Origin of the sequence: Streptomyces sp. NPDC001890, from assembly GCF_042891445.1 — a bacterium.
Classification (GTDB): Bacteria; Actinomycetota; Actinomycetes; order Streptomycetales; family Streptomycetaceae; genus Streptomyces.
Genome location: NZ_JBIATE010000002.1, coordinates 681,395 through 701,780 on the forward strand (window position 1 = coordinate 681,395; position 20,386 = coordinate 701,780).

Annotated in this window: 23 protein-coding genes; 10 read left to right on the plus strand and 13 right to left on the minus strand. The window is 71.0% G+C overall.

Annotated elements, in window-relative coordinates:
* The first annotated feature begins 93 nt into the window (after positions 1–93).
* Both ACFYY1_RS09245 and ACFYY1_RS09250 read left to right on the plus strand, forming a co-directional pair.
* A complete protein-coding gene (locus ACFYY1_RS09245; protein ID WP_388583467.1) occupies positions 94–579 on the plus strand; it encodes a sec-independent translocase in 486 nt (161 codons plus the stop codon).
* A 120-nt stretch (positions 580–699) separates the two neighbouring features.
* Positions 700–1,359: a hypothetical protein gene (locus ACFYY1_RS09250; protein WP_388582814.1), complete on the plus strand. Its 660-nt coding sequence runs from the start codon at positions 700–702 to the stop codon at positions 1,357–1,359.
* Between the two features lie 63 nt (positions 1,360–1,422).
* Here ACFYY1_RS09250 and ACFYY1_RS09255 read toward each other — a convergent pair whose 3' ends face one another.
* The 3 genes from ACFYY1_RS09255 to ACFYY1_RS09265 form a co-directional block, all read right to left on the minus strand.
* On the minus strand, positions 1,423–2,556 hold the full coding sequence (locus ACFYY1_RS09255) for an Mrp/NBP35 family ATP-binding protein (protein ID WP_388582816.1): 1,134 nt from the start codon (positions 2,554–2,556) through the stop codon (positions 1,423–1,425).
* 96 nt (positions 2,557–2,652) lie between these two features.
* Positions 2,653–3,210: a DUF1003 domain-containing protein gene (locus ACFYY1_RS09260; protein WP_388582818.1), complete on the minus strand. Its 558-nt coding sequence runs from the start codon at positions 3,208–3,210 to the stop codon at positions 2,653–2,655.
* Positions 3,200–4,474, minus strand: coding sequence for a magnesium transporter MgtE N-terminal domain-containing protein (locus ACFYY1_RS09265; RefSeq protein ID WP_388582819.1), 1,275 nt, complete (start codon positions 4,472–4,474; stop codon positions 3,200–3,202). Before ACFYY1_RS09265 ends, ACFYY1_RS09260 begins: the two co-directional genes overlap by 11 nt.
* 202 nt (positions 4,475–4,676) lie before the next feature.
* On the opposite strand from ACFYY1_RS09265, the gene ACFYY1_RS09270 reads away from it, so the two are divergent.
* Positions 4,677–5,438: a hypothetical protein gene (locus tag ACFYY1_RS09270; RefSeq protein ID WP_388582820.1), complete on the plus strand. Its 762-nt coding sequence runs from the start codon at positions 4,677–4,679 to the stop codon at positions 5,436–5,438.
* Between the two features lie 51 nt (positions 5,439–5,489).
* Here ACFYY1_RS09270 and ACFYY1_RS09275 read toward each other — a convergent pair whose 3' ends face one another.
* Complete coding sequence (locus ACFYY1_RS09275; protein ID WP_388582822.1) at positions 5,490–6,017, minus strand: hypothetical protein; 528 nt, start codon at positions 6,015–6,017, stop codon at positions 5,490–5,492.
* Between the two features lie 35 nt (positions 6,018–6,052).
* Positions 6,053–7,168 carry a magnesium and cobalt transport protein CorA gene (locus ACFYY1_RS09280; RefSeq protein ID WP_388582824.1) on the minus strand — a complete coding sequence of 372 codons (1,116 nt, stop codon included), beginning with the start codon at positions 7,166–7,168 and terminating at the stop codon, positions 6,053–6,055.
* Between the two features lie 417 nt (positions 7,169–7,585).
* Here ACFYY1_RS09280 and ACFYY1_RS09285 point away from each other — a divergent pair, with 417 nt between their 5' ends.
* On the plus strand, positions 7,586–8,170 hold the full coding sequence (locus ACFYY1_RS09285; RefSeq protein ID WP_388582825.1) for a suppressor of fused domain protein: 585 nt from the start codon (positions 7,586–7,588) through the stop codon (positions 8,168–8,170).
* An 85-nt stretch (positions 8,171–8,255) separates the two neighbouring features.
* Here the strand turns inward: ACFYY1_RS09285 and ACFYY1_RS09290 are convergent, their stop codons facing one another.
* Positions 8,256–9,488, minus strand: coding sequence for an MFS transporter (locus tag ACFYY1_RS09290; protein WP_388582827.1), 1,233 nt, complete (start codon positions 9,486–9,488; stop codon positions 8,256–8,258).
* A gap of 156 nt (positions 9,489–9,644) precedes the next feature.
* Between ACFYY1_RS09290 and ACFYY1_RS09295 the strand changes: the two genes are divergently transcribed.
* The 3 genes from ACFYY1_RS09295 (at position 9,645) to ACFYY1_RS09305 (ending at position 11,999) form a co-directional block, all read left to right on the plus strand.
* The gene (locus ACFYY1_RS09295) at positions 9,645–10,283 is read left to right on the plus strand and encodes a DUF6758 family protein (RefSeq protein WP_388582829.1); all 639 of its coding nucleotides are present in this window, start codon (positions 9,645–9,647) and stop codon (positions 10,281–10,283) included.
* A 90-nt stretch (positions 10,284–10,373) separates the two neighbouring features.
* Positions 10,374–11,240: a PHP domain-containing protein gene (locus ACFYY1_RS09300; RefSeq protein ID WP_388582830.1), complete on the plus strand. Its 867-nt coding sequence runs from the start codon at positions 10,374–10,376 to the stop codon at positions 11,238–11,240.
* 153 nt (positions 11,241–11,393) lie between these two features.
* Entirely contained in the window at positions 11,394–11,999 is a 606-nt protein-coding gene (locus tag ACFYY1_RS09305) for a MarC family protein (RefSeq protein WP_388582832.1), read from the plus strand.
* Positions 12,000–12,075: 76 nt separating this feature from the next.
* On the opposite strand, the gene ACFYY1_RS09310 is transcribed toward ACFYY1_RS09305, so the two are convergent.
* Positions 12,076–12,228, minus strand: a complete 153-nt coding sequence (locus ACFYY1_RS09310) for a hypothetical protein (RefSeq protein WP_266729866.1) — start codon at positions 12,226–12,228, stop codon at positions 12,076–12,078.
* 221 nt (positions 12,229–12,449) lie between these two features.
* Between ACFYY1_RS09310 and ACFYY1_RS09315 the strand changes: the two genes are divergently transcribed.
* On the plus strand, positions 12,450–13,337 hold the full coding sequence (locus ACFYY1_RS09315) for an NYN domain-containing protein (RefSeq protein WP_266729865.1): 888 nt from the start codon (positions 12,450–12,452) through the stop codon (positions 13,335–13,337).
* A 26-nt stretch (positions 13,338–13,363) separates the two neighbouring features.
* Here the strand turns inward: ACFYY1_RS09315 and ACFYY1_RS09320 are convergent, their stop codons facing one another.
* Together ACFYY1_RS09320 and ACFYY1_RS09325 are read right to left on the minus strand one after the other, a co-directional pair.
* Entirely contained in the window at positions 13,364–14,215 is an 852-nt protein-coding gene (locus tag ACFYY1_RS09320; RefSeq protein ID WP_388582835.1) for an alpha/beta fold hydrolase, read from the minus strand.
* Positions 14,216–14,341: 126 nt separating this feature from the next.
* Positions 14,342–16,198 carry a DEAD/DEAH box helicase gene (locus tag ACFYY1_RS09325; protein ID WP_388583469.1) on the minus strand — a complete coding sequence of 619 codons (1,857 nt, stop codon included), beginning with the start codon at positions 16,196–16,198 and terminating at the stop codon, positions 14,342–14,344.
* A gap of 484 nt (positions 16,199–16,682) precedes the next feature.
* Here ACFYY1_RS09325 and ACFYY1_RS09330 point away from each other — a divergent pair, with 484 nt between their 5' ends.
* The gene (locus tag ACFYY1_RS09330) at positions 16,683–17,417 is read left to right on the plus strand and encodes a ferritin-like fold-containing protein (RefSeq protein ID WP_388582837.1); all 735 of its coding nucleotides are present in this window, start codon (positions 16,683–16,685) and stop codon (positions 17,415–17,417) included.
* Between the two features lie 35 nt (positions 17,418–17,452).
* On the opposite strand, the gene ACFYY1_RS09335 is transcribed toward ACFYY1_RS09330, so the two are convergent.
* The 4 genes from ACFYY1_RS09335 to ACFYY1_RS09350 form a co-directional block, all read right to left on the minus strand.
* Positions 17,453–17,725: a hypothetical protein gene (locus ACFYY1_RS09335; protein ID WP_388582838.1), complete on the minus strand. Its 273-nt coding sequence runs from the start codon at positions 17,723–17,725 to the stop codon at positions 17,453–17,455.
* A 189-nt stretch (positions 17,726–17,914) separates the two neighbouring features.
* Entirely contained in the window at positions 17,915–18,142 is a 228-nt protein-coding gene (locus ACFYY1_RS09340; protein WP_388582839.1) for a DUF3107 domain-containing protein, read from the minus strand.
* Between the two features lie 141 nt (positions 18,143–18,283).
* A complete protein-coding gene (locus ACFYY1_RS09345; RefSeq protein WP_030915445.1) occupies positions 18,284–18,925 on the minus strand; it encodes a TetR/AcrR family transcriptional regulator in 642 nt (213 codons plus the stop codon).
* Positions 18,926–19,093: 168 nt separating this feature from the next.
* Positions 19,094–19,309: a hypothetical protein gene (locus ACFYY1_RS09350; RefSeq protein WP_356088467.1), complete on the minus strand. Its 216-nt coding sequence runs from the start codon at positions 19,307–19,309 to the stop codon at positions 19,094–19,096.
* Between the two features lie 109 nt (positions 19,310–19,418).
* On the opposite strand from ACFYY1_RS09350, the gene ACFYY1_RS09355 reads away from it, so the two are divergent.
* Positions 19,419–20,384, plus strand: a complete 966-nt coding sequence (locus ACFYY1_RS09355) for an alpha/beta fold hydrolase (RefSeq protein ID WP_388582841.1) — start codon at positions 19,419–19,421, stop codon at positions 20,382–20,384.
* Positions 20,385–20,386 lie beyond the last annotated feature (2 nt).

Here is a 20,386-nt window from a genome sequence, read left to right on the forward strand (position 1 = left end):
CGGCACGCTACCGCGCGGACAGTTCCGGCGGGTACCGTGGGCCGGGTCCGGACCTCGACCGACATGGTCTCGGAGAACACGAAGGGCAACAGGGTGTTCAATGACATAGGCGCACTCGAGCTGGTGACGCTCGCGGTTCTGGGCGTGCTGATCTTCGGCCCGGACAAGCTGCCGAAGGTTATCCAGGACGCCTCGCGCTTCATCCGCAAGATCCGTGATTTCTCGGAGAGCGCCAAGGAGGACATCCGTACGGAGCTCGGCCCGGAGTTCAAGGACTTCGAGTTCGAGGACCTCAACCCCAAGACGTTCGTCCGCAAGCAGCTCATGGACGGCAAGGACGACCTGGGGCTGAAGGAGATCCGCGAGAGCTTCGACCTCCGCAAGGATCTGGCCGAGGTCACCGACGCGGTGAACGGCCGGGAGAGCAAGGAAGCGGACTCCGAGGACTCCCGGAGCAGCGTGTCGAGCGGCGCCGCGATCACCGCCGCCAATGGCTCCGCCGGCGCTCCGGACCTGCTCAAGAAGAGTGACCGGCCCGCGAAGGACGACCGGCCGCCGTTCGACGCCGACGCCACCTGACCCCCCGCCAATCCGGGCTCGTCCGGAGGGTATGGCTATTCTCCATCTGTCCGGTTGTGAGTACGCCCGCTGGGGGGCGGGCCGCTCCGGACCCAACGGATCGAGGAGGCGGCCGGGCAGATGGAGACGACAAGTCGGGTGGGCGCGGAAGATGCGCCGAGCACAGGCACGGCAGAGGGGATGCCGGAGGCCCGGCGTACTGTCGACGGCTATCTGGCGGCCACGTTCCCCTGGTACGGACTGGACGAGGCCTTCACCGGGCCGCGCCGGCTGATGCAGGTGGGCACCGCGGCGGACGGCACGGTGCAGCACGGTTCCATCGGCCATGGTGACGAGCCGTCGGTCCGGGCCGACGCCGGTGCCGAGAAGCAACGGTTCGCCGTCGTCGTGTCGATGGCCAGCAGCCCGGTGCGGCGCAGCGGCGACGGCACGGGAGTGCTGGACGCGACCACGGTGTCCTCCGCGGCCTGGCTGGCCGGGTCCGGTCTGCTCGCCTGCACCTGGCCGCCGCAGATGGACCACGCGCTGCGCGACGACTGGCTGGACCAGCAGACGGAGACGGCGTTCGAACTCGCCGACGACCTGGACGGCCCCGCCTGGTCGGCGCTGTCACTGCCGGTGGACGGCGTCCCCGTCCCGTTCCACTACCGCGAGTCCGAGTTCGGCTGGGTGCTGGCGGGATCGGCGCCCGGCGGGCTGCACATCGGAGCGTACGGGCGTGGGATGAGCGCGTACGGGCTGGGCTTCTCGGTGATCGGCGACATCACGGCATACGCGTAGCACGGGGAAGTGCGCGAAGCACGGAGCGGTGACCGGCCCGGGGCCGGTCACCGCTCCGTCGTTTCAGAACTTGTTGCGCGGGGTGATGCCCAGCGACATGCCCGACAGGCCGCGCTGACGGCCGCCCAGCTTGTCCGCGATGGTGCGCAGCGCCTTGCCGGCCGGGGAGTCGGGGTCGGACAGGACGACCGGCTTGCCCTCGTCGCCGCCCTCGCGCAGCCGTACGTCGATCGGGATGGAGCCCAGCACCGGAACCTCCGCGCCGACCGTCTTCGTCAGGCCCTCGGCGACCTTCGCGCCACCGCCGGTACCGAACACGTCGACCATCTCGTCGCAGTGCGGACACGGCATGCCCGACATGTTCTCGACGACACCGACGATCTTCTGGTGGGTCTGCACGGCGATCGAACCGGCCCGCTCGGCGACCTCGGCCGCCGCCTGCTGCGGGGTCGTGACGACCAGGATCTCGGCGTTCGGCACGAGCTGCGCCACCGAGATCGCGATGTCGCCGGTGCCCGGCGGCAGGTCGAGCAGCAGGACGTCGAGGTCGCCCCAGTACACATCGGCGAGGAACTGCTGGAGCGCGCGGTGCAGCATCGGCCCGCGCCACACCACCGGGGCGTTGCCCGGGGTGAACATCCCGATGGAGATGACCTTCACGCCGTGCGAGGACGGCGGCATGATCATGTTCTCGACCTGGGTCGGCTTGCCGTCCGCGCCGAGCATCCGCGGCACGCTGTGCCCGTAGATGTCCGCGTCCACGACGCCGACCTTGAGTCCGTCGGCCGCCATCGCCGCCGCCAGGTTCACCGTCACCGACGACTTGCCGACGCCGCCCTTGCCGGACGCGACCGCGTAGACCCGGGTCAGCGAGCCGGGCTTGGCGAACGGCACCTCGCGCTCCGCCGTGCCGCCGCGCAGCGAGGACGTGAGCTCCTTGCGCTGTTCGTCGCTCATCACGTCGAGCGTGACGTCGACCCGCGAGACGCCCTCGACGCGGGCGACCGCGTCCGTCACGTTCTTGGTGATCGTCTCGCGCATGGGGCAGCCTGAGACCGTGAGATAGACCGTGACAGCGACCGCACCGTCAGCATCGATCTCGACCGATTTCACCATGCCGAGCTCGGTGATCGGGCGGTGGATCTCCGGGTCGTTCACTGTCGCCAGTGCTTCAAGCACCGCGTCTTCCGTAGCCATACATCGATAGTACGGGTGCGCGCAGCGCTCCTGGAGGGCGGTGGTGGGCGACGGGAGGGCGTCACGGCGCCTGCCGCTACGCGTGAGTAGCCCCCGTCAGCGGTCTTCGTCGCTCTCGGCCGGGAACAGGGCCCGCCGGTCGTCCAGGTCCTTCGCGAGGTCCTCCAGTTCGGAGCGGATCCAGTCGCGGGTGGCGACCTCGCCGAGCCCCATCCGCAGCGACGCGATCTCCCGGGTGAGGTACTCGGTGTCCGCGATGGAGCGCTCGTTCTGCTTGCGGTCCTGCTCGTGGGTGACCCGGTCGCGGTCGTCCTGCCGGTTCTGGGCGAGCAGGATCAGCGGCGCCGCGTACGAGGCCTGGAGCGACAGCATCAGCGTCAGGAAGATGAACGGGTACTGGTCGAACCGCAGGTGCGCGGGCGCGAAGACGTTCCACACCACCCAGACGATGATGACCAGCGTCATCCAGACGATGAACCGCCCGGTGCCCAGGAAGCGGGCGATCCGCTCGGAGAACCGGCCGAACGCCTCGGGGTCGTAGTCGGGCAGCATCCGCCGGCGCGGGTCCTTCGGCTGGTCCAGCCGGGAACGGGGCGGGCGCACGATGCCCGAGGCCCCCACCGGCGCGGCCTTCGAACGGTCCTCAGCGGCCATCGGCCACCCCCTCCGCGCCGTGGAAGTCCGTCTCCCGCCAGTCCTCGGGCAGCAGGTGGTCGAGCACGTCGTCGACCGTCACCGCGCCGAGCAGCGACCCGCTCTCGTCCACGACGGGCACCGAGACCAGGTTGTACGCGGCCAGATAGCTCGTCACGGCCGGCAGCGGGGTGTCCGGCGTGAGGGGGACGAGATCGCTGTCGACGATCGAGCTGACCAGGGCGTACGGCGGATCCCGCAGCAGCCGCTGGAAGTGCACGGTGCCCAGGTACTTGCCGGTCGGCGTCTCGTCGGGCGACCGGCACACGTACACCTGGGCGGCGAGCGCCGGGGACAGGTCCGCCTGCCGGACCCGGGCGAGGGCGTCGGCCACCGTCGCGTCCGGCCGCAGGATGATCGGCTCGGTGGTCATCAGCCCGCCCGCGGTCCGCTCCTCGTACGACATCAGGCGCCGCACATCGGCCGCGTCGTCCGGCCGCATCAGCGTCAGCAGCCGCTCCTTGTCCTCCTCGGGCAGCTCGGACAGCAGGTCGGCCGCGTCGTCGGGGTCCATCGCCTCCAGGACGTCGGCGGCGCGTTCCTCCTGGAGCTTGCCGATGATCTCCACCTGGTCGTCCTCGGGCAGCTCCTCCAGGACGTCGGCGAGCCGGTCGTCGTCGAGCGCGGCGGCGACCTCGGCCCGCCGCTTCGGCGACAGATGGTGCAGCGCGTTCGCCACGTCCGTCGGGCGCAGCCGCTCGAACGTGGCGACCAGGGTCTCGGCGCCCTGCCCGACCTCCTCCAGCGAGAACCCGCTGACCGCCGACCACTCGACCGTCAGGGTCTCGCCCTTGCGGCGCAGCGCCCCGCCCTTGCCCTTGCGCACGAAGTACTTGTCGATCTCCCAGTCGCGGCGGGCCGGGAGCTGCTGGATGGAGACGTCGAGGACGGTGACCTCCTCGCCGGTCTCCACCAGGCGGACCCGCCGGTCCAGGAACTCGCCGAGCACCAGGCGTTCGGTGGGCCGCTGTTCGAAGCGCCGCATGTTGACCACGCCGGTGGTGATGACCTGGCCGGACTCGATCCCGGTGACCCGGGTCATCGGGAGGAAGATCCGGCGGCGGCTGAGCACTTCGACGACGAGCCCGAGCAGCCGGGGCGGCCTGCCGCCGACCCGGAGCATCGCCACCAGATCGCGGACGCGGCCCACCTGGTCGCCGTTGGGGTCGAAGACCGGGACACCGGAGAGGTGGGAGACGAACACCCGGGGGGCGCCTGCCGCCATGGTGCGCCTCCTTCTTCCGGGTACGACTTAGCCGGCCGGTCCGTTTGGCAGTCAATCAACCGTTATGACGGGATCAGGCTAGCCCGTACCGCTCCGGGTTGCCCCGGTGGAGCCGTCCGTACGGCTCCCTGCGGGAGGGCGCGTACGGCACAGGTACGCTGCGGTCTGCCACCCCGCGATGCAGATGAGAGGCAGTGCGCCCGTGACCTCTTCCGTTCCGCCCGTCCGGGCCCGACGCCGGACCGCTCTCGCCGTTCTGCTCTGTGCGGGGCTGGCCACCGCCCTCACGGCGTGCGGCGAGGATCCGGACGAGGGGACCAACGGCGTCGGCAAGCTGAGCGCCACGGAGATCGAGAAGAAGGCACAGAGCGCGGCGGACTCCGCCGACGCGGTGCGCCTCGCCGGGACGCTGGTCAGCAAGGGCGGCACGTACAAGCTCAACATGCAGCTCAAGGAGAAGGGCGGCACCGGCTCCGTCGTCTCGAAGGACAGCACCTTCGAACTGCTGCGGATCGGTGACGAGCTCTATCTGAAGGCGGACTCCGGGTTCTGGAACCACGACGAGGAGTCCGGCGCCGACAGCGCGGCGGGCGGCGCGGCCGCGGACAAGCTCCAGAACAAGTACGTGAAGGTGCCCGAGGACGACCCCACGTACAAGCAGCTGCGCGGCTTCACGGACAAGAAGACCCTGCTCGACGGGATGCTCACGCTGCACGGCACCCTCAACAAGGGGGACCGCGTGAAGGTCGGCGCGACCCGGACCGTCCAGATCATGGGCGGCAAGGGCGAGGGCGGCACGCTCGACGTCTCGCTGGAGGGCAAGGCGTATCCGCTGCGCTTCGCGCGCGGCGGTGGCGGGGGCACCGTCACCCTGTCGGACTGGGGCAAGGACTTCGCCCTGCAGGCCCCGCCGCAGGTGGACACGGTCGACTACGGGAAGCAGCTGCCCAAGACCTCGTCCTGAGCACGGACCGGCGCTGCTCGGCGGACCCGCGCCGCCCGGCCCCGTCCGCGGTCAGCCCTTCTTTCCGCGCCCCTGCTTCAGCAGCCGCGGCAGCCCCGCGGGCACCGGCCGGCGCGTGGTCGCGGACGTCGGCAGCGGCGCCGCGGCCAGTGAGCCGTCCGGCAGCTCGGTACGGAACCCGCCCGGCGTCAGCCGCAGTACCCGGCACTCGCGCGCCCACCGCTCCGTCATCCGCTCGGCGTCCGGTGCGTTCAGCCGCTTGCCCTTGAGCTCGGCGACCGCGGCCTCCCACTCCTCGGAGTGCGGGGCCAGCTCCGTCACGGCGGCCGTCCAGGCGACCAGCCGGCCGCCCTTGTCCTTGCTGCGCACGGTCACCTCGGCGGCGGAGCCGTCGGCGAGCCCGGCCGGCAGTGGCTGCTCGCCGGGGCCGTCCCCGACCAGATGCGCCGCGCCCTCGTGCCATACGTGCCACAGCGCCCGTGCGGGGCCGGTGCCCCGTACCCAGATCAGGCCCGACTTCTTGGTGGCCTCCTCGACGAGGGCCCGGCCCAGTGACACCTCAGGTGCAGCAGCAGTCATGCCCGAACTCTATGGGAGGCGCACCGGAGCCGGGATCAGAGCCAGCCGTTGCGCTTGAGCGTGCGGTGGATGGAGAAGCAGACCACCCCGATGACGCCCAGCACCATCGGGTAGCCGTACCGCCAGCCCAGCTCGGGCATGTGCTTGAAGTTCATGCCGTAGACGCCGCAGATCATCGTCGGTACGGCGACGATGGCCGCCCAGGACGTGATCTTGCGCATGTCCTCGTTCTGCGCGACGGTCGCCTGCGCCAGGTTGGCCTGGAGGATCGAGTTCAGCAGCTCGTCGAAGCCGACGACCTCCTCGTGCACCCGCGCCAGGTGGTCGGCGACGTCACGGAAGTACTTCTGGATGTCGGGATCGATCAGCCGCATGGGCCGCTCGCTCAGCAGCTGCATCGGCCGCAGCAGCGGCGCCACCGCCCGCTTGAACTCCAGGACCTCACGCTTCAGTTGGTAGATCCGGCCCGCCTCCGAGCCGCGCGAGCTGCCCTTCGCCGGGGTGGAGAAGACCTCGATCTCCACCTCGTCGATGTCGTCCTGGACGGCGCCGGCCACCGCGATGTAGCCGTCGACGACGTGGTCGGCGATGGAGTGCAGCACCGCGGACGGACCTTTGGCGAGCAGTTCGGGGTCGTCCTGCAGCCGGTGCCGCAGCGCGCGCAGCGAGCCGTGGCCGCCGTGCCGCACGGTGATGACGAAGTCCCGGCCGGTGAAGCACATCACCTCGCCGGTCTCGACCACCTCGCTGGTGGCGGTGAGTTCGGTGTGCTCGACGTAGTGGATGGTCTTGAAGACGGTGAAGAGCGTGTCGTCGTACCGCTCCAGCTTCGGCCGCTGGTGGGCGTGGACGGCGTCCTCGACGGCCAGCGGGTGCAGCCCGAACTCCCGGGCGATACCGGCGAATTCCTCCTCGGTCGGCTCGTGCAGGCCGATCCAGGCGAAACCGCCCTCCTCCCGCACCTGGAGCATCGCCTCGTGCGGCGTGCGGCAGGTGCCGCTCTCCAGGCGCCGGCCGTCGCGGTAGACCGCGCAGTCGACGACCGCGCTGGAGGCGGAGGGGTCACGGGTGGTGTCGTAGGCGTTGTGCAGGGCGGTGCTCTTGCGCAGGGACGGGCGCACGACGGCGCGCAGGTCGCGGATCATCGACATGGCTGGCTCCTTCACGGAGGGCCGTCGTCGGGCACGTGGAACAGCCCGGAATGGGGACGTGTGCTCACGTCCGCAAAGCGGGCGGCACCGCGGCGGCGCGATGACGGCGTTCGCTACAGACAGGCAAAGAAAGGAGTGCTCTTCCGTCGTGCGCAAAGCCATGGGCCTCGGCCGGGAGGCTCGGGAGGCTTCAGATCACCGAGAGAGGTGGAGGGCGGAAGAGCGGTTGGTACTGCACGATCGACTTCGATCCATTGCAGCCCCACCTCCTCCAGCCGGTCCCCCTTGGGGGATGACGTGTCGTCGGGGCTGAGAGCGACGCTTCTGCGTGCTGCCCCGACCAGCGGCCAAGACTATCAGCCGACAGACGGCCAATCCCTTACTTTGCCCGTTCCATACGCGTCCTATGCTCGCGGGATGGGAGAAATTCTTGCTCTGGTCGAAGCCCGGCTGCGGACGGCCCTCGGTGAACCGGACGCGCGCGCGGCGGTGACGTTCCTCGGTACGGACCGCATCGAGGTGCTCCGCTTCGTCGACGGCGATGTGGTGCGCTACGCCACGCTCGGCATGTCCGCGCAGCCGATGGCCGACCCGACCGCGGTGCTGGCGGACCCGGTGAAGGGGCCGCGCGCCGAACTGGTCCTCTCCGTGCGCGCCGGGGTCGCCGACACCGACAAGGTGCTCCGCCCGCTCGCCGTGCTCGCCGCCTCCCCGCAGGTCGAGGGGGTGATCGTGGCGCCGGGTGCCTCGCTGGAGGTCGGCGAACCACTGTGGCCCGGGGCGCCGTTCAGCTCGGTGCTGGTCGCGGAGCCGGGCGGCCTGGTGGAGGACCTGGAGCTGGACGAGCCGATGGATCCGGTGCGGTTCCTGCCGCTGCTGCCGATGACGCACAACGAGGCCGCGTGGAAGCGGGTCAGGGGTGCGCAGGAGCTCCAGGAGCGGTGGCTCTCCCGCGGCACGGACCTGCGCGATCCGCTGCGCGGCTCCGTACCCCTGGACTGACCCGCGCCGCCGGAGGCACGGGAAGGCCCCGCCGCGCGGCCAGGAGGGGGAGCCGCGGGCGGGGCGGTGCGGGGGTGGGGGAGGGTCAGTCGGCGAAGACCGTGACGCCGTCCTCGGTCGCGTGGACGGGCTCCAGCTCCACCGCCTCGTGGGTCAGCGCCGACCGCCGGACCCAGACGACGACCGCACCGGCCACGGCCGTGACCGCGGCGACCACGAACGGGATGTGGATGTCGCTCCACTCCTCGATCTTCGGCGCGAGGTACGGGGCGGCTGCCGCGGCGAACCAGCGGACGAAGTTGTAGCCGGCGCTCGCCACCGGGCGCGGGGCGTCGGAGACGCCGAGCGCCAGCTCCGTGTAGACGGTGTTGTTCATGCCGATGAAGGCGCCGGAGACGATCGTGCAGACGATGGCGGTGGTGTGGTTGCCGTAGCCCAGGACCAGGAGGTCGGCGGCGAGCAGCACCAGCGAGGCGCCGAGCACCTTCAGCGAGCCGAAGCGCTCCTGGAGCCGCGGGGCGACCAGCACCGAGAAGACCGCGAGCAGCAGGCCCCAGGCGAAGAACACCGCGCCCGACTTGTACGGCGTCATGTTCAGTACGAACGGGGTGAACGCCAGGATCGTGAAGAACGAGTAGTTGTAGAAGAACGCCGAGGTCGCCACCGAGGCCAGACCGCCGTGGCCGAGCGCCTTGATGGGGTCGAGCAGCGAGGTCTTCCTGGCCGGCCTGGGCTGTTCCTTCAGGAACGCCGTGATGCAGATGAAGCCGATGGCCATCAGCGCGGCCGTGCCGAAGAACGGGTAGCGCCAGCTGGCGTCGCCGAGCAGGGCGCCGACCAGCGGCCCGCAGGCCATGCCGAGGCCGAGCGCCGACTCGTAGAGCAGGATCGCCGCCGAGCTGCCGCCGGCCGCGGCGCCGACGATCACGGCCAGTGCGGTCGACACGAAGAGCGCGTTGCCCAGCCCCCAGCCGGCCCGGAAGCCGACGAGCTCGCCGACGGACGACGAGGTACCGGAGAGCGCGGCGAAGACGACGACGAGCGCGAGGCCGGCCAGCAGCGTCTTGCGGCCGCCGATCCGGCTGGACACGAAACCGGTGACGAGCATCGCCACGGCGGTGATCAGGAAGTACGAGGTGAAGAGCAGCGACACCTGGCTGGGCGTCGCCTCCAGGCCCTTGGCGATGGACGGCAGAATCGGGTCCACCAGGCCGATTCCCATGAACGCGACGACGGAGGCGCCCGCCGTGGCCCAGACGGCCTTCGGCTGGCGCAGGATGCTGCCCGCGCCCTGATCGAACGGATCCTCTCCCTGCATGGGTCTTCTCGCTCTCCGCTAGATAGTTGCGATATACATAGAATAAGTTAGAGAACCTAATGAGTGCAAGTTACATCTATTTCCGCAGGTGGAGCCGCGGCGCGGAAGGGTGATCTTGCTTGACGCGGCGACGGTCCTGGAGGACCGTTGGTCGCTATGAGGGGCGAACCCAGTTGCCCGAAGTGCGGAGGCCGGGTCAGGGCGCCCGGTCTGTTCGCCGACACCTGGCAGTGTGCCGAGCACGGCAGCGTGCAACCGCTCCAGCCGGTCGTCCCGCCCAGCGTCGAAGCGCTGGGGGTGGTGGTGCGCCGGGCCGAGGTCCCGGTGTGGATGCCCTGGCCGCTCCCGGTGGGCTGGCTGTTCACCGGAGTGGCGAGCGCGGGCGACGACCGCAGCGGCGGCCGGGCCACCGCCGTCGCCTGCTCCGGCCCCGGCCCCGTCGGCGGCATCGGTGAACTGCTGCTCGTCACCGAGGACCTGGGAGTCGGGCTGGGCGCGCGCTACGCCGGGATCGACGGCCCCGACCCCGGCCCGCATCTGGACGTCGACGGCCCGCCGGACGTCAAGATGCTCGCCGCCGGACGCCCCACCCCGCTGTGGAACGTCAAGGGCGCCCCCGCGGACCGGGCGGTCTTCGCGGGCGAGGCGCGCGGGCTCTGGCTCTGGGCGATCGTCTGGCCCGAGCAGTCGGGGCTCCTGATGTACGACGAGCTGGTGCTCGCCGATCTGCGCGAGGCCGGGGGCGAGATGGAGCTCGTGCCCTGCGGGGCGCTCACCCCGCGCCTGCTCGGCTGAGGGCTCCCGGAGAGGGGGGCGGGCGCCGGACGAAACGGCGGTTATCCTGGAACGTCCCCTTGTCCGGCCCCGAGCACTGGAGTACGCGTCGTGCGCATCGACCTGCACACCCACTCCACCGCATCGGACGGCACGGACACCCCCGCCGAGCTGGTGGCGAACGCCGCCGCCGCGGGCCTGGACGTCGTCGCGCTCACCGACCACGACACCGTGCGCGGCCACGCCGCCGCGGCCGCAGCCCTTCCCGAGGGGCTCACCCTCGTCACCGGCGCCGAGCTCTCCTGCCGGATCGACGGTGTGGGCCTGCACATGCTGGCGTACCTCTTCGACCCCGACGAGCCCGAGTTCGCCCGCGAACGCGAGCTCGTACGGGACGACCGGGTGCCGCGCGCCCGGACCATGGTGCGCAAGCTCCAGGAGCTCGGTGTGCCCGTCGAGTGGGAGCAGGTCGCCAGGATCGCCGGGGACGGATCGGTCGGCCGGCCGCACATCGCCACCGCGCTCGTCGAGCTCGGCGTCGTCGGGACCGTCTCCGACGCCTTCACGCCCGAATGGCTCGCCGACGGCGGACGTGCCTACGCCGAGAAGCACGAGCTCGACCCCTTCGACGCGATACGGCTGGTCAAGGCCGCCGGGGGCGTCACCGTCTTCGCGCACCCGGCCGCCGTCAAGCGCGGCGAAGTGGTGCCCGAGTCCTCCATCGCGCTCCTCGCCGCCGCGGGACTCGACGGCATCGAGGTCGACCACATGGACCACGACGAGCCGACCCGGGCCAGGCTGCGCGGGCTCGCCGGCGAGCTGGGGCTGCTGACGACCGGGTCCAGCGACTACCACGGCAGTCGCAAGACCGTCGGGCTCGGTGAGTACACCACCGACCCCGAGATCTACGGCGAGATCACCCGGCGCGCCACGGGAGCCTTCCCGGTGCCGGGCGCCGGCGGGCGGGGCCCCGCTTAACGACGCACGCGTCGGGGCCGGAGCACGGACCCGTATGCGTACCGCCGTCCCTCCACCTTCACGTTCCACTTCCGCGCACCCGGCCGTCGGGCCGCCGTCATGGCTTCGGGGTGCGCTCCTTCAGGCCGTTTCTCTCTTCTCGCAAGGCTCACTGTGTTCGACGTCGCTGTCTTCGGATCCCTTTTTCTCACGCTTTTTGTGATTATGGATCCCCCCGGGATCACCCCGATCTTCCTCGCGCTCACCGCGGGCCGCCCCGCCAAGATGCAGCGCAGAATGGCGTTGCAGGCGGTCGCCGTCGCCTTCGGCGTGATCGCCGTCTTCGGCGTGCTCGGCCAGCAGATCCTCGACTACCTGCATGTCTCCGTACCCGCCCTGATGATCGCGGGCGGACTGCTCCTGCTGCTGATCGCACTCGATCTGCTCACCGGCAAGACCGACGAGCCGACGCAGACCAAGGACGTCAATGTGGCGCTCGTGCCGCTGGGCATGCCGCTGCTCGCCGGGCCCGGCGCGATCGTGTCGGTGATCCTGGCGGTGCAGCACGCCGACAGCGTGGCCGGTCAGATCTCGGTCTGGTCGGCGATCGTGGCCATGCACATCGTGCTCTGGCTGACCATGCGCTACTCGCTGCTGATCATCCGGGTCATCAAGGACGGCGGTGTCGTGCTGGTGACCAGGCTCGCCGGAATGATGCTCTCCGCCATCGCCGTGCAGCAGATCATCAACGGCGTCACCCAGGTCATCCAGAGCGCCTGACGGCTCTCCCGACGCCACAGCGCCCCCGTACGGACCTTCCGTACGGGGGCGCCACGTCTTTGTACGTCGGCGTGCGTTACGAGGCCGAGGTTTCGGCCGGGCGGATGTAGATGCGCTGGCCCACGGCTGCGGCCTGCTGCACGATCCGGTTGACGGAGGCGGCGTCCACGACGGTGCTGTCCACGGCGGTACCGTCGACGTCGTCGAGTCGCATGATCTCGAAGCGCATAGGGCTTCCCTTCGTCTGATCCTCCTGCTGGAGAACTACTGGGAGGACGGGTGTCCCGTCCGCAAGGATGAGAGCACCGGACATCACTGTCCCGCGCTCCACGAGATGTACAACGGCTTGCTACCTGCAAACATTCCCTACGCTAAGGAAATTTTTTGGATGTCTAAGTATCAGCAGGTCATCGAGTACGCACGGGCGACGAGGTCCACGACGAGGCCCGAATGAACGAGGCAGAGATCCGCGAGCGCCTGGACCGCACCAACGAGCTGCTCCAGCGCATGCTCGCCGAGGTGTCGAAGACCCCCTCGACCCACGCGATCTTCGTGGACGCGGGCTATGTGTACGCCGCGGCCGGACTGCTCGTCACCGGCACCGAGGACCGCCGCTCCTTCGACCTCGACGCGGAAGGACTGATCGAGGCCTTCATCGACAAGGCCCGCACGATCTTCGCGGACAGCAGGCTGCTGCGCGTGTACTGGTACGACGGAGCCAGGCGGCGCATCCACACCACCGAGCAGCAGTCCATCGCCGAACTCCCCGACGTCAAGGTCCGGCTCGGCAACCTCAACGCCAACAACCAGCAGAAGGGCGTCGACTCACTCATCCGCACCGACCTCGAATCGCTCGCCCGGCACCGGGCCATCAGCGACGCGGCCCTGGTCGGCGGCGACGAGGACCTGGTCTCCGCGGTGGAGGCGGCGCAGGGGTACGGGGCCCGGGTGCACCTGTGGGGCATCGAGGCGGGGGAGGGGCGCAACCAGGCCGAACCACTGCTCTGGGAGGTCGACAGCCAGCGCACCTTCGACCTGGACTTCTGCCGTCCCTACGTCACCAGACGCCCCGTCACCACCTACGAGGACGACACCCCCGCACCCGCGCGCGAGGACGTGCGCTTCGTCGGCGCGCAGATCGCCGCGGCCTGGCTGGCCGCCCGGGGCCGCGAGTCCCTCGCCGACCTGCTGCCCGGACACCCGTATCTGCCGGGCTCCGTCGACCAGGACCTGCTGGTCGAGGCCGAACGGCTGCTCCAGCACTCGCTGCGCGGCCACGCGCATCTGCGCCGGGCGCTGCGCGACGGCTTCTGGCAGCACCTCCAGTCGCAGTACTGAGCCGCCGCGGCCCTGCATTGCCTTGCTTACAGACTGTCCCAGAACGCGGCCAGCGCGGCCGCCGTCTGCTCCGGGCGGTCCGTGTTGGGGGAGTGCTCGGCCCCCGCGATCCGGGTGCGCTGCGCACCGAGCCGCCGCGCCATCTCGTCGAGCAGCGGCACCGGCCAGGTGTCGTCGCGCTCGCCGGAGAGCACATGGACCGGCAGCGGCAGGGCGGCGAGTTCGGCCACCCGGTCCGGCTCGGTCACCAGCTGGCGGCCGGTGGCGATCAGCTGGGCGGGCCGGTGGCGCAGCCAGCGCCGGCGCAGCGCCGCTCCGTTCGCCGTCGCCGCTTCCTCCGGCGGGTCGAGGGCGCGCATCGCGTCCCACACCCGGGCCATGCTCAGCGTCGCGAGCGCGTCGCTGAGCACCTTCACCTTGAGCTGCTGGGCCTCGACGACCTCGGCGGGCCCCGACGACATGAGCGTCAGGGAACGGAACGGCGAGGCGTCGAGCAGCACGGCGGCGCGGGCGATCTGCCCGCCGAGCGAGTGCCCCAGCAGATGCACGGTGCTCGCGCCCCCGTCGCCGAGCGTGGTGGCCTGCGCGAGTACATCGCGGGCCAACTCGCCCTGCGCGTAATCCTCCTGACGGTCCGTCCCGTCGCTCTCGTACTGGCCGCGGCCGTCCACGGCGACGATCCGGTACCCGGCGGACGAGAGCGGTTCCAGGAGCGCCATGAAGTCCTCCTTGCTGCCCATGTATCCGGGCAGCAGGAGGGCGGTGCCGCGCACGGCACCGGGCGGCGAGGCGTCCAGCACGGCGAAGTCGCCGCGCGAGGTGCGCAGCTGGCGGGCGTGGGCGCAGGGGGGCGGGGTGAAGGTGTGCGGCCGGCTCATGGGACGAGGGTAGGGCCTGAGCCGCGGCCCGGCCCGGGGGCGGTGCGCGGGCGCGCGAACGCCGGACGGGCCCGAGGATGTCCTCGGGCCCGTCCGGCGCAGGTCGGCTGCTGCTCAGCCTTTGGTTCAGCCTTCGGTCTTGGCGGCGGCCGCGCGCGGCGCCCGGCGCCTGCGCGGCTTCGCCTCGCCCTCCTCGGCGGCCGGGGCCTCGGCCACGGTCTCCGTCTTCGGCTTGGCGGCCGCACGGGTGCGGCGACGCGGCTTGGTCTCGGCCACGGGCTCGGAGATCGGCGCGATCTGGAAGTCGACCTCGTCCTCGGCCGGCTTGACGACACGGGGGCGGCGACGCGGCTTGGTCACCGTCTTCGTCTCGGCCACGGGCTCGGAGAACGGGGCGATCTGGAAGTCGACCTCGTCCTCGGCCGGCTTGACCACGCGGGCGCGGCGGCGGCGCGGCTTGGCCTCGGCAACGGGCTCGACCGGGGCGGCCTTGGCGGCCTTCGGCTCCACCACGACCTCGACCACGGCCTCCACCGCGCTCACCACGGCCTCGGCAGCGGCCTCCGCTCCACCCGCACGGGTACGGCGACGGCGGCGCGGCGTACGCGGCTGTGCCGGGGCGTCGCCGGTCTCGGCGGTCTCGGCGGACGGGGCCGGCACCGCGGCGGTGGACGCCGCCTCGGAGACGGCGGAGCCGCCCCGGGTGCGACGTCGCTGACGCGGCGTGCGCGGTGCGCGCTCCTCGCGGACGGCGGGCGCCGAAGCCGCGGCGGACTTGCGGCCGCGGCCGCCCGTCTCGCCGAGGTCCTCGATCTCCTCGGCCCGCAGACCCGCCCGGGTCCGCTCGGCGCGCGGCAGGACACCCTTGGTGCCGGCCGGGATGTCGAGCTCCTCGAAGAGGTGCGGCGAGGTGGAGTAGGTCTCGACCGGGTCGTTGAACTTCAGGTCCAGCGCCTTGTTGATCAGCTGCCAGCGCGGGATGTCGTCCCAGTCGACCAGCGTGATCGCGATGCCCTTGGCGCCCGCGCGGCCGGTCCGGCCGATGCGGTGCAGGTAGGTCTTCTCGTCCTCGGGCGACTGGTAGTTGATGACGTGGGTCACACCCTCGACATCGATGCCGCGCGCCGCGACGTCGGTGCAGACGAGCACGTCCACCTTGCCGTTGCGGAACGCGCGCAGCGCCTGCTCGCGGGCGCCCTGGCCGAGGTCGCCGTGGACCGCGCCGGACGCGAAGCCGCGCTTCTCCAGCTGCTCGGCGATGTCGGCCGCCGTGCGCTTGGTGCGGCAGAAGATCATCGCGAGCCCGCGGCCGTTGGCCTGCAGGATGCGGGAGACCATCTCCGGCTTGTCCATCGAGTGGGCCCGGAAGACGTGCTGCGAGATGTTCGCGACGGTCGCGCCCTCGCCGTCGGGCGAGGTGGCGCGGATGTGCGTCGGCTGCGACATGTAGCGGCGCGCGAGACCGATGACGGCGCCCGGCATGGTCGCCGAGAACAGCATCGTCTGGCGCTTCGCCGGAAGCATTGTGATGATCTTCTCGACGTCGGGCAGGAAGCCCAGGTCGAGCATCTCGTCGGCCTCGTCGAGCACCAGCGCCCGGACGTGCGAGAGGTCGAGCTTGCGCTGTCCGGCCAGGTCGAGCAGGCGGCCCGGGGTGCCGACGATCACGTCGACGCCCTTCTTCAGGGCCTCGACCTGCGGCTCGTACGCGCGGCCGCCGTAGATCGCGAGGACGCGGACGTTGCGCACCTTGCCGGCGGTCAGCAGGTCGTTGGTCACCTGCTGGCAGAGCTCACGGGTGGGGACGACGACGAGCGCCTGCGGCGCCTCGGTCAGCTCCTCGGGCGCGGCCCGGCCGGCCTCGACGTCCGCGGGGACGGTGACGCGCTCCAGCAGCGGCAGACCGAAACCGAGGGTCTTGCCCGTGCCGGTCTTGGCCTGGCCGATGACATCGGAGCCGGAGAGCGCGACGGGGAGCGTCATCTCCTGGATGGGGAACGGGGACACGATGCCGACGGCCTCAAGGGCCTCGGCCGTCTCGGGAAGAATCCCGAGTTCACGAAACGTAGTCAGGGTGCTGCCTCTTCTGTGAGACGCGGTCCGAGGCGAACGCTGGGGGTCGTACCGTGCCGGGGTTGGTCATCCGGCCGTGGATGGGCCGGGTGGCGCGGGACCACTGCCGTCGCTCGAGCGCTCGTGCCGCTGAGGGGGCCCCTCATCTGCGGTCGTACGTGTCGTACGACCCGCGTGGAGGGCTGTCGGGTCGGAGCCGATCGGGCCACCGACCGGGCATCCTCATTCGTTTTCACCATTTTCACGCCACCGGTACGTCCAAAATACTCAGTAGGCGCAATACCACTGTACCCCGGATTCGCGCATGTGTGTTGGGCGAATTCATCGGAACGGTGTGATGTCACTGGTTGGCCAGGCCCTTCCGCACCCCGCCGGGCGGGCTATTCTGCGCTTCATGGAGACGCCTGACAACGCCACTGAAACCTCCGAACCCACCGGAATCGCCGCCCAGGACTGGGCCACCGCGTCCGCGGAGCCGCAATACCGGGCAGCGGTCGTGGACCTGCTGGGAGCACTCGCGTACGGGGAGCTGGCGGCCTTCGAGCGGCTCGCCGAGGACGCCAAACTCGCGCCGACGCTGGCCGACAAGGCGGAGCTGGCAAAGATGGCCTCCGCCGAATTCCATCACTTCGAGCGGCTCACCGAGCGGCTGACCGCGATCGAAGTGGAGCCGACCGGCGCGATGGAGCCCTTCGCCAAGGCGCTCGACGACTTCCACCGCCAGACCGCTCCGTCGGACTGGCTGGAGGGCCTGGTCAAGGCGTACGTCGGCGACTCGATCGCCAGTGACTTCTACCGGGAGGTCGCCGTCCGCCTGGACTCGGACACCCGCTCCCTCGTCCTCGCCGTGCTCGACGACACCGGGCACGGGAACTTCGCCGTCGAGAAGGTGCGCGCCGCGATCGAGGCGGACCCGCGCGTCGGCGGCCGGCTCGCGCTCTGGGCGCGCCGGCTGATGGGCGAGGCACTCTCCCAGGCCCAGCGCGTGGTGGCCGACCGCGACGCGCTGTCGACGATGCTCGTCGGCGGTGTGGCGGACGGTTTCGACCTCGCCGAGGTCGGCCGGATGTTCTCGCGGATCACCGAGGCGCACACCAAGCGGATGGCGGCGCTGGGACTGGCCGCGTAACCGGATCATCGGGGGCCGGCCCGCCGGGCCGGCCGTCAGGCCGCCGCTGATCGGCTCAGCCGACGGTTGCTCCGCGGCCGGATCAGCAGCGAGAGCGTCACGGCCCCGACCAGTGCCGCGCCGACCAGCGTGGCCACGACATGGCCCGGACCCAGCACCGAGTGCATGAGATACGAGCCGAACAGGGCTCCCAGGGCGCCGGTGGTGAGGACGGCACGGCGGGACGGGAGCCGGTCCGGCAGGGAGCGGAACGCCAGCCAGGCGAGGGCGAGTCCGAGCACTACGGAGCCGAGCGGTTCCAGGATCACAGATGATCACCTCGCGAGTTGCGGGGCGGGTAAATCGGTCGTTAGCGGTCCTACCCGTGAGGCGCGGAACGCAACCCTCCTGGGCACAGGCTTCACACGGAGAACGGGCGGCACGGGCAGAAACGGGCGGCGGCCCGGTGGGAAGTCCCACCGGGCCGCCGCCACGGTCACTGCTGAGAGCGTGCCGGGCTACAGCGCGCCGAACCCCACGCGCCGCGTGCTGGGCTCGCCGATCTCCACGTAAGCGATCCGGTCGGCCGGCACCAGAACCTTGCGGCCCTTGTCGTCCGTGAGGCTGAGCAGCTGCGCCTTACCGGTGAGCGCCTCGGCGACCGTGCTCTCGACCTCTTCGGCGGAAAGCCCGCTCTCCAGAACGATCTCCCGGGGCGTGTGCTGCACCCCGATCTTGACCTCCACGGCTATGTCCCTCCGACGGTCAGTCCCTGCGCGGTGAGCCGCGCCGTACCCCGCACACATTAGCCCGCTGAGGGGGGCCGCCAGTGGCCGGTGGGCAACGCCCGCAGCGAACACGGGCGCGGCCGCGCCGGGGGGCCGGCGTCAGTGCTGATCGATGCCGTGCAGCGGGAATCCCGCGATGCCGCGCCAGGCCAGCGACGTGAGCAGCTGGACCGCGGTGTCGCGCGGGATGGCCGACTGGCTGGAGAGCCAGTAGCGGGCCACCACCTGGGAGACACCGCCCAGGCCGACCGCGAGCAGCATCGATTCGTCCTTGGACAGGCCCGTGTCACCGGCGATGACGTCGGAGATCGCCTCCGCGCACTGCAACGAGACCCGGTCGACGCGCTCGCGCACCGCCGGCTCGTTGGTCAGGTCGGACTCGAAGACCAGCCGGAAGGCGCCGCCCTCGTCCTCGACGTACGCGAAGTACGCGTCCATCGTCGCGGCGACCCGCAGCTTGTTGTCGGTGGTCGACGCCAGCGCCGTACGGACCGCCTGCAGAAGCGATTCGCAGTGCTGGTCGAGAAGGGCCAGATAGAGCTCCAGCTTGCCGGGGAAGTGCTGGTAGAGCACCGGCTTGCTGACCCCGGCCCGCTCGGCGATGTCGTCCATCGCGGCGGAGTGGTAGCCCTGCGCCACAAAGACTTCCTGCGCGGCGCCCAGCAGCTGATTGCGTCGGGCGCGGCGAGGCAGGCGAGTGCCTCGCGGGCGCGCCGCCTCGGTCTGCTCGATGGCTGTCACGCCGCCTCCCAAAATTGTGATCGGACACAGCTTTTCCGTGCACGCTGCGCCGTACAGCCATCGTACTTTTGGGTAACCCGGCTATGCGCGGCGCGGACGCAGAATTTCATGGACCGGACGGCTGCGGTAGCCACAGATTCCTCGGCCACCAGGACAAATCAGGTTGTATCAGCGGTATTCGTCTTCATCCTGTGCGACGACGCGGGCCTGCTCCGCCGCATCCGCCTCGTTGGCACTGTCCCGGTCGATCTCCGTGAGCGGTTCGTCGCGCCGCTGCTGGAGGTCGGCCCGCTGCTCTGCGGCGTCGGCCCGGGGCGTCTCCTGGTCCGGTTCGTCCGGCTGGATGTCCTCGAAGGTCTCCGGGTCGCTGGGGTCGACCGTCATGGTGACTCCCTTCCTCGCTTCGAGCCTAGGAGCTACCCCGGCGGGCCGCTACGCGGTCTGTGACCGCGAACACATGAATCGGGGTGTGATCGTCTCGTAACATTGCCGCATGTCTTCGACCGAGCTGCCGGGCGTCCGTGCCGTCGCCGCCGCGGTGTCCCCCGCGGTGGGCACCGTCGGGGTCGCGGAGGGGGAGGAGCTGCGCTCCGTCGCGCTCCCCGGGCTGACGCTGACCGTCCGGTCCCGGCCTCCGCAGATGGCCGGACTGCCGCCCGCGCTCTACGTGCACGGGCTCGGCGGCTCCTCGCAGAACTGGTCGGCGCTGATGCCGCTGCTCCAGGACGTGGTGGACGGCGAGGCCGTCGACCTGCCCGGCTTCGGTGACTCCCCGCCGCCGGACGACGGGAACTACTCGGTCACCGGGCACGCCCGCGCCGTGATCCGGTTCCTCGACGCCGGCGAGCGCGGGCCGGTCCACCTGTTCGGCAATTCGCTCGGCGGTGCCGTGGCCACCCGGGTCGCCGCGGTCCGTCCCGACCTGGTGCGCACCCTCACGCTCATCTCGCCCGCGCTCCCCGAGATCAGGGTGCAGCGGTCCGCCATGCCGACGGGGCTGCTCGCCGTGCCCGGTGTGGCCGGCCTGTTCGCCCGGCTGACCAGGGAGTGGTCCGCGGAGGACCGCACCCGTGGCGTGATGGCGCTCTGTTACGGCGATCCGGGGCGCGTCTCCGAGGCGGGCTTCCGCGCGGCGGTGGCCGAAATGGAGCGCCGCATGGAGCTGCCGTACTTCTGGGACGCGATGTCGCGCTCGGCACGTGGCATTGTCGATGCGTACACGCTCGGCGGCCAGCACGGACTGTGGCGCCAGGCCGAGCGGGTGCTCGCACCGACCCAGCTCGTGTACGGCGGACGGGACCAGCTGGTCTCGTACCGGATGGCGCGCAGGGCGGCCGCGGCCTTCCGTGACGCACGGCTGCTGACGCTGCCCGACGCGGGGCACGTGGCGATGATGGAGTACCCGGAGGTGGTCGCCCAGGCCTTCCGGGAACTGCTCGACGAACGCGGCGGGAGCTGATC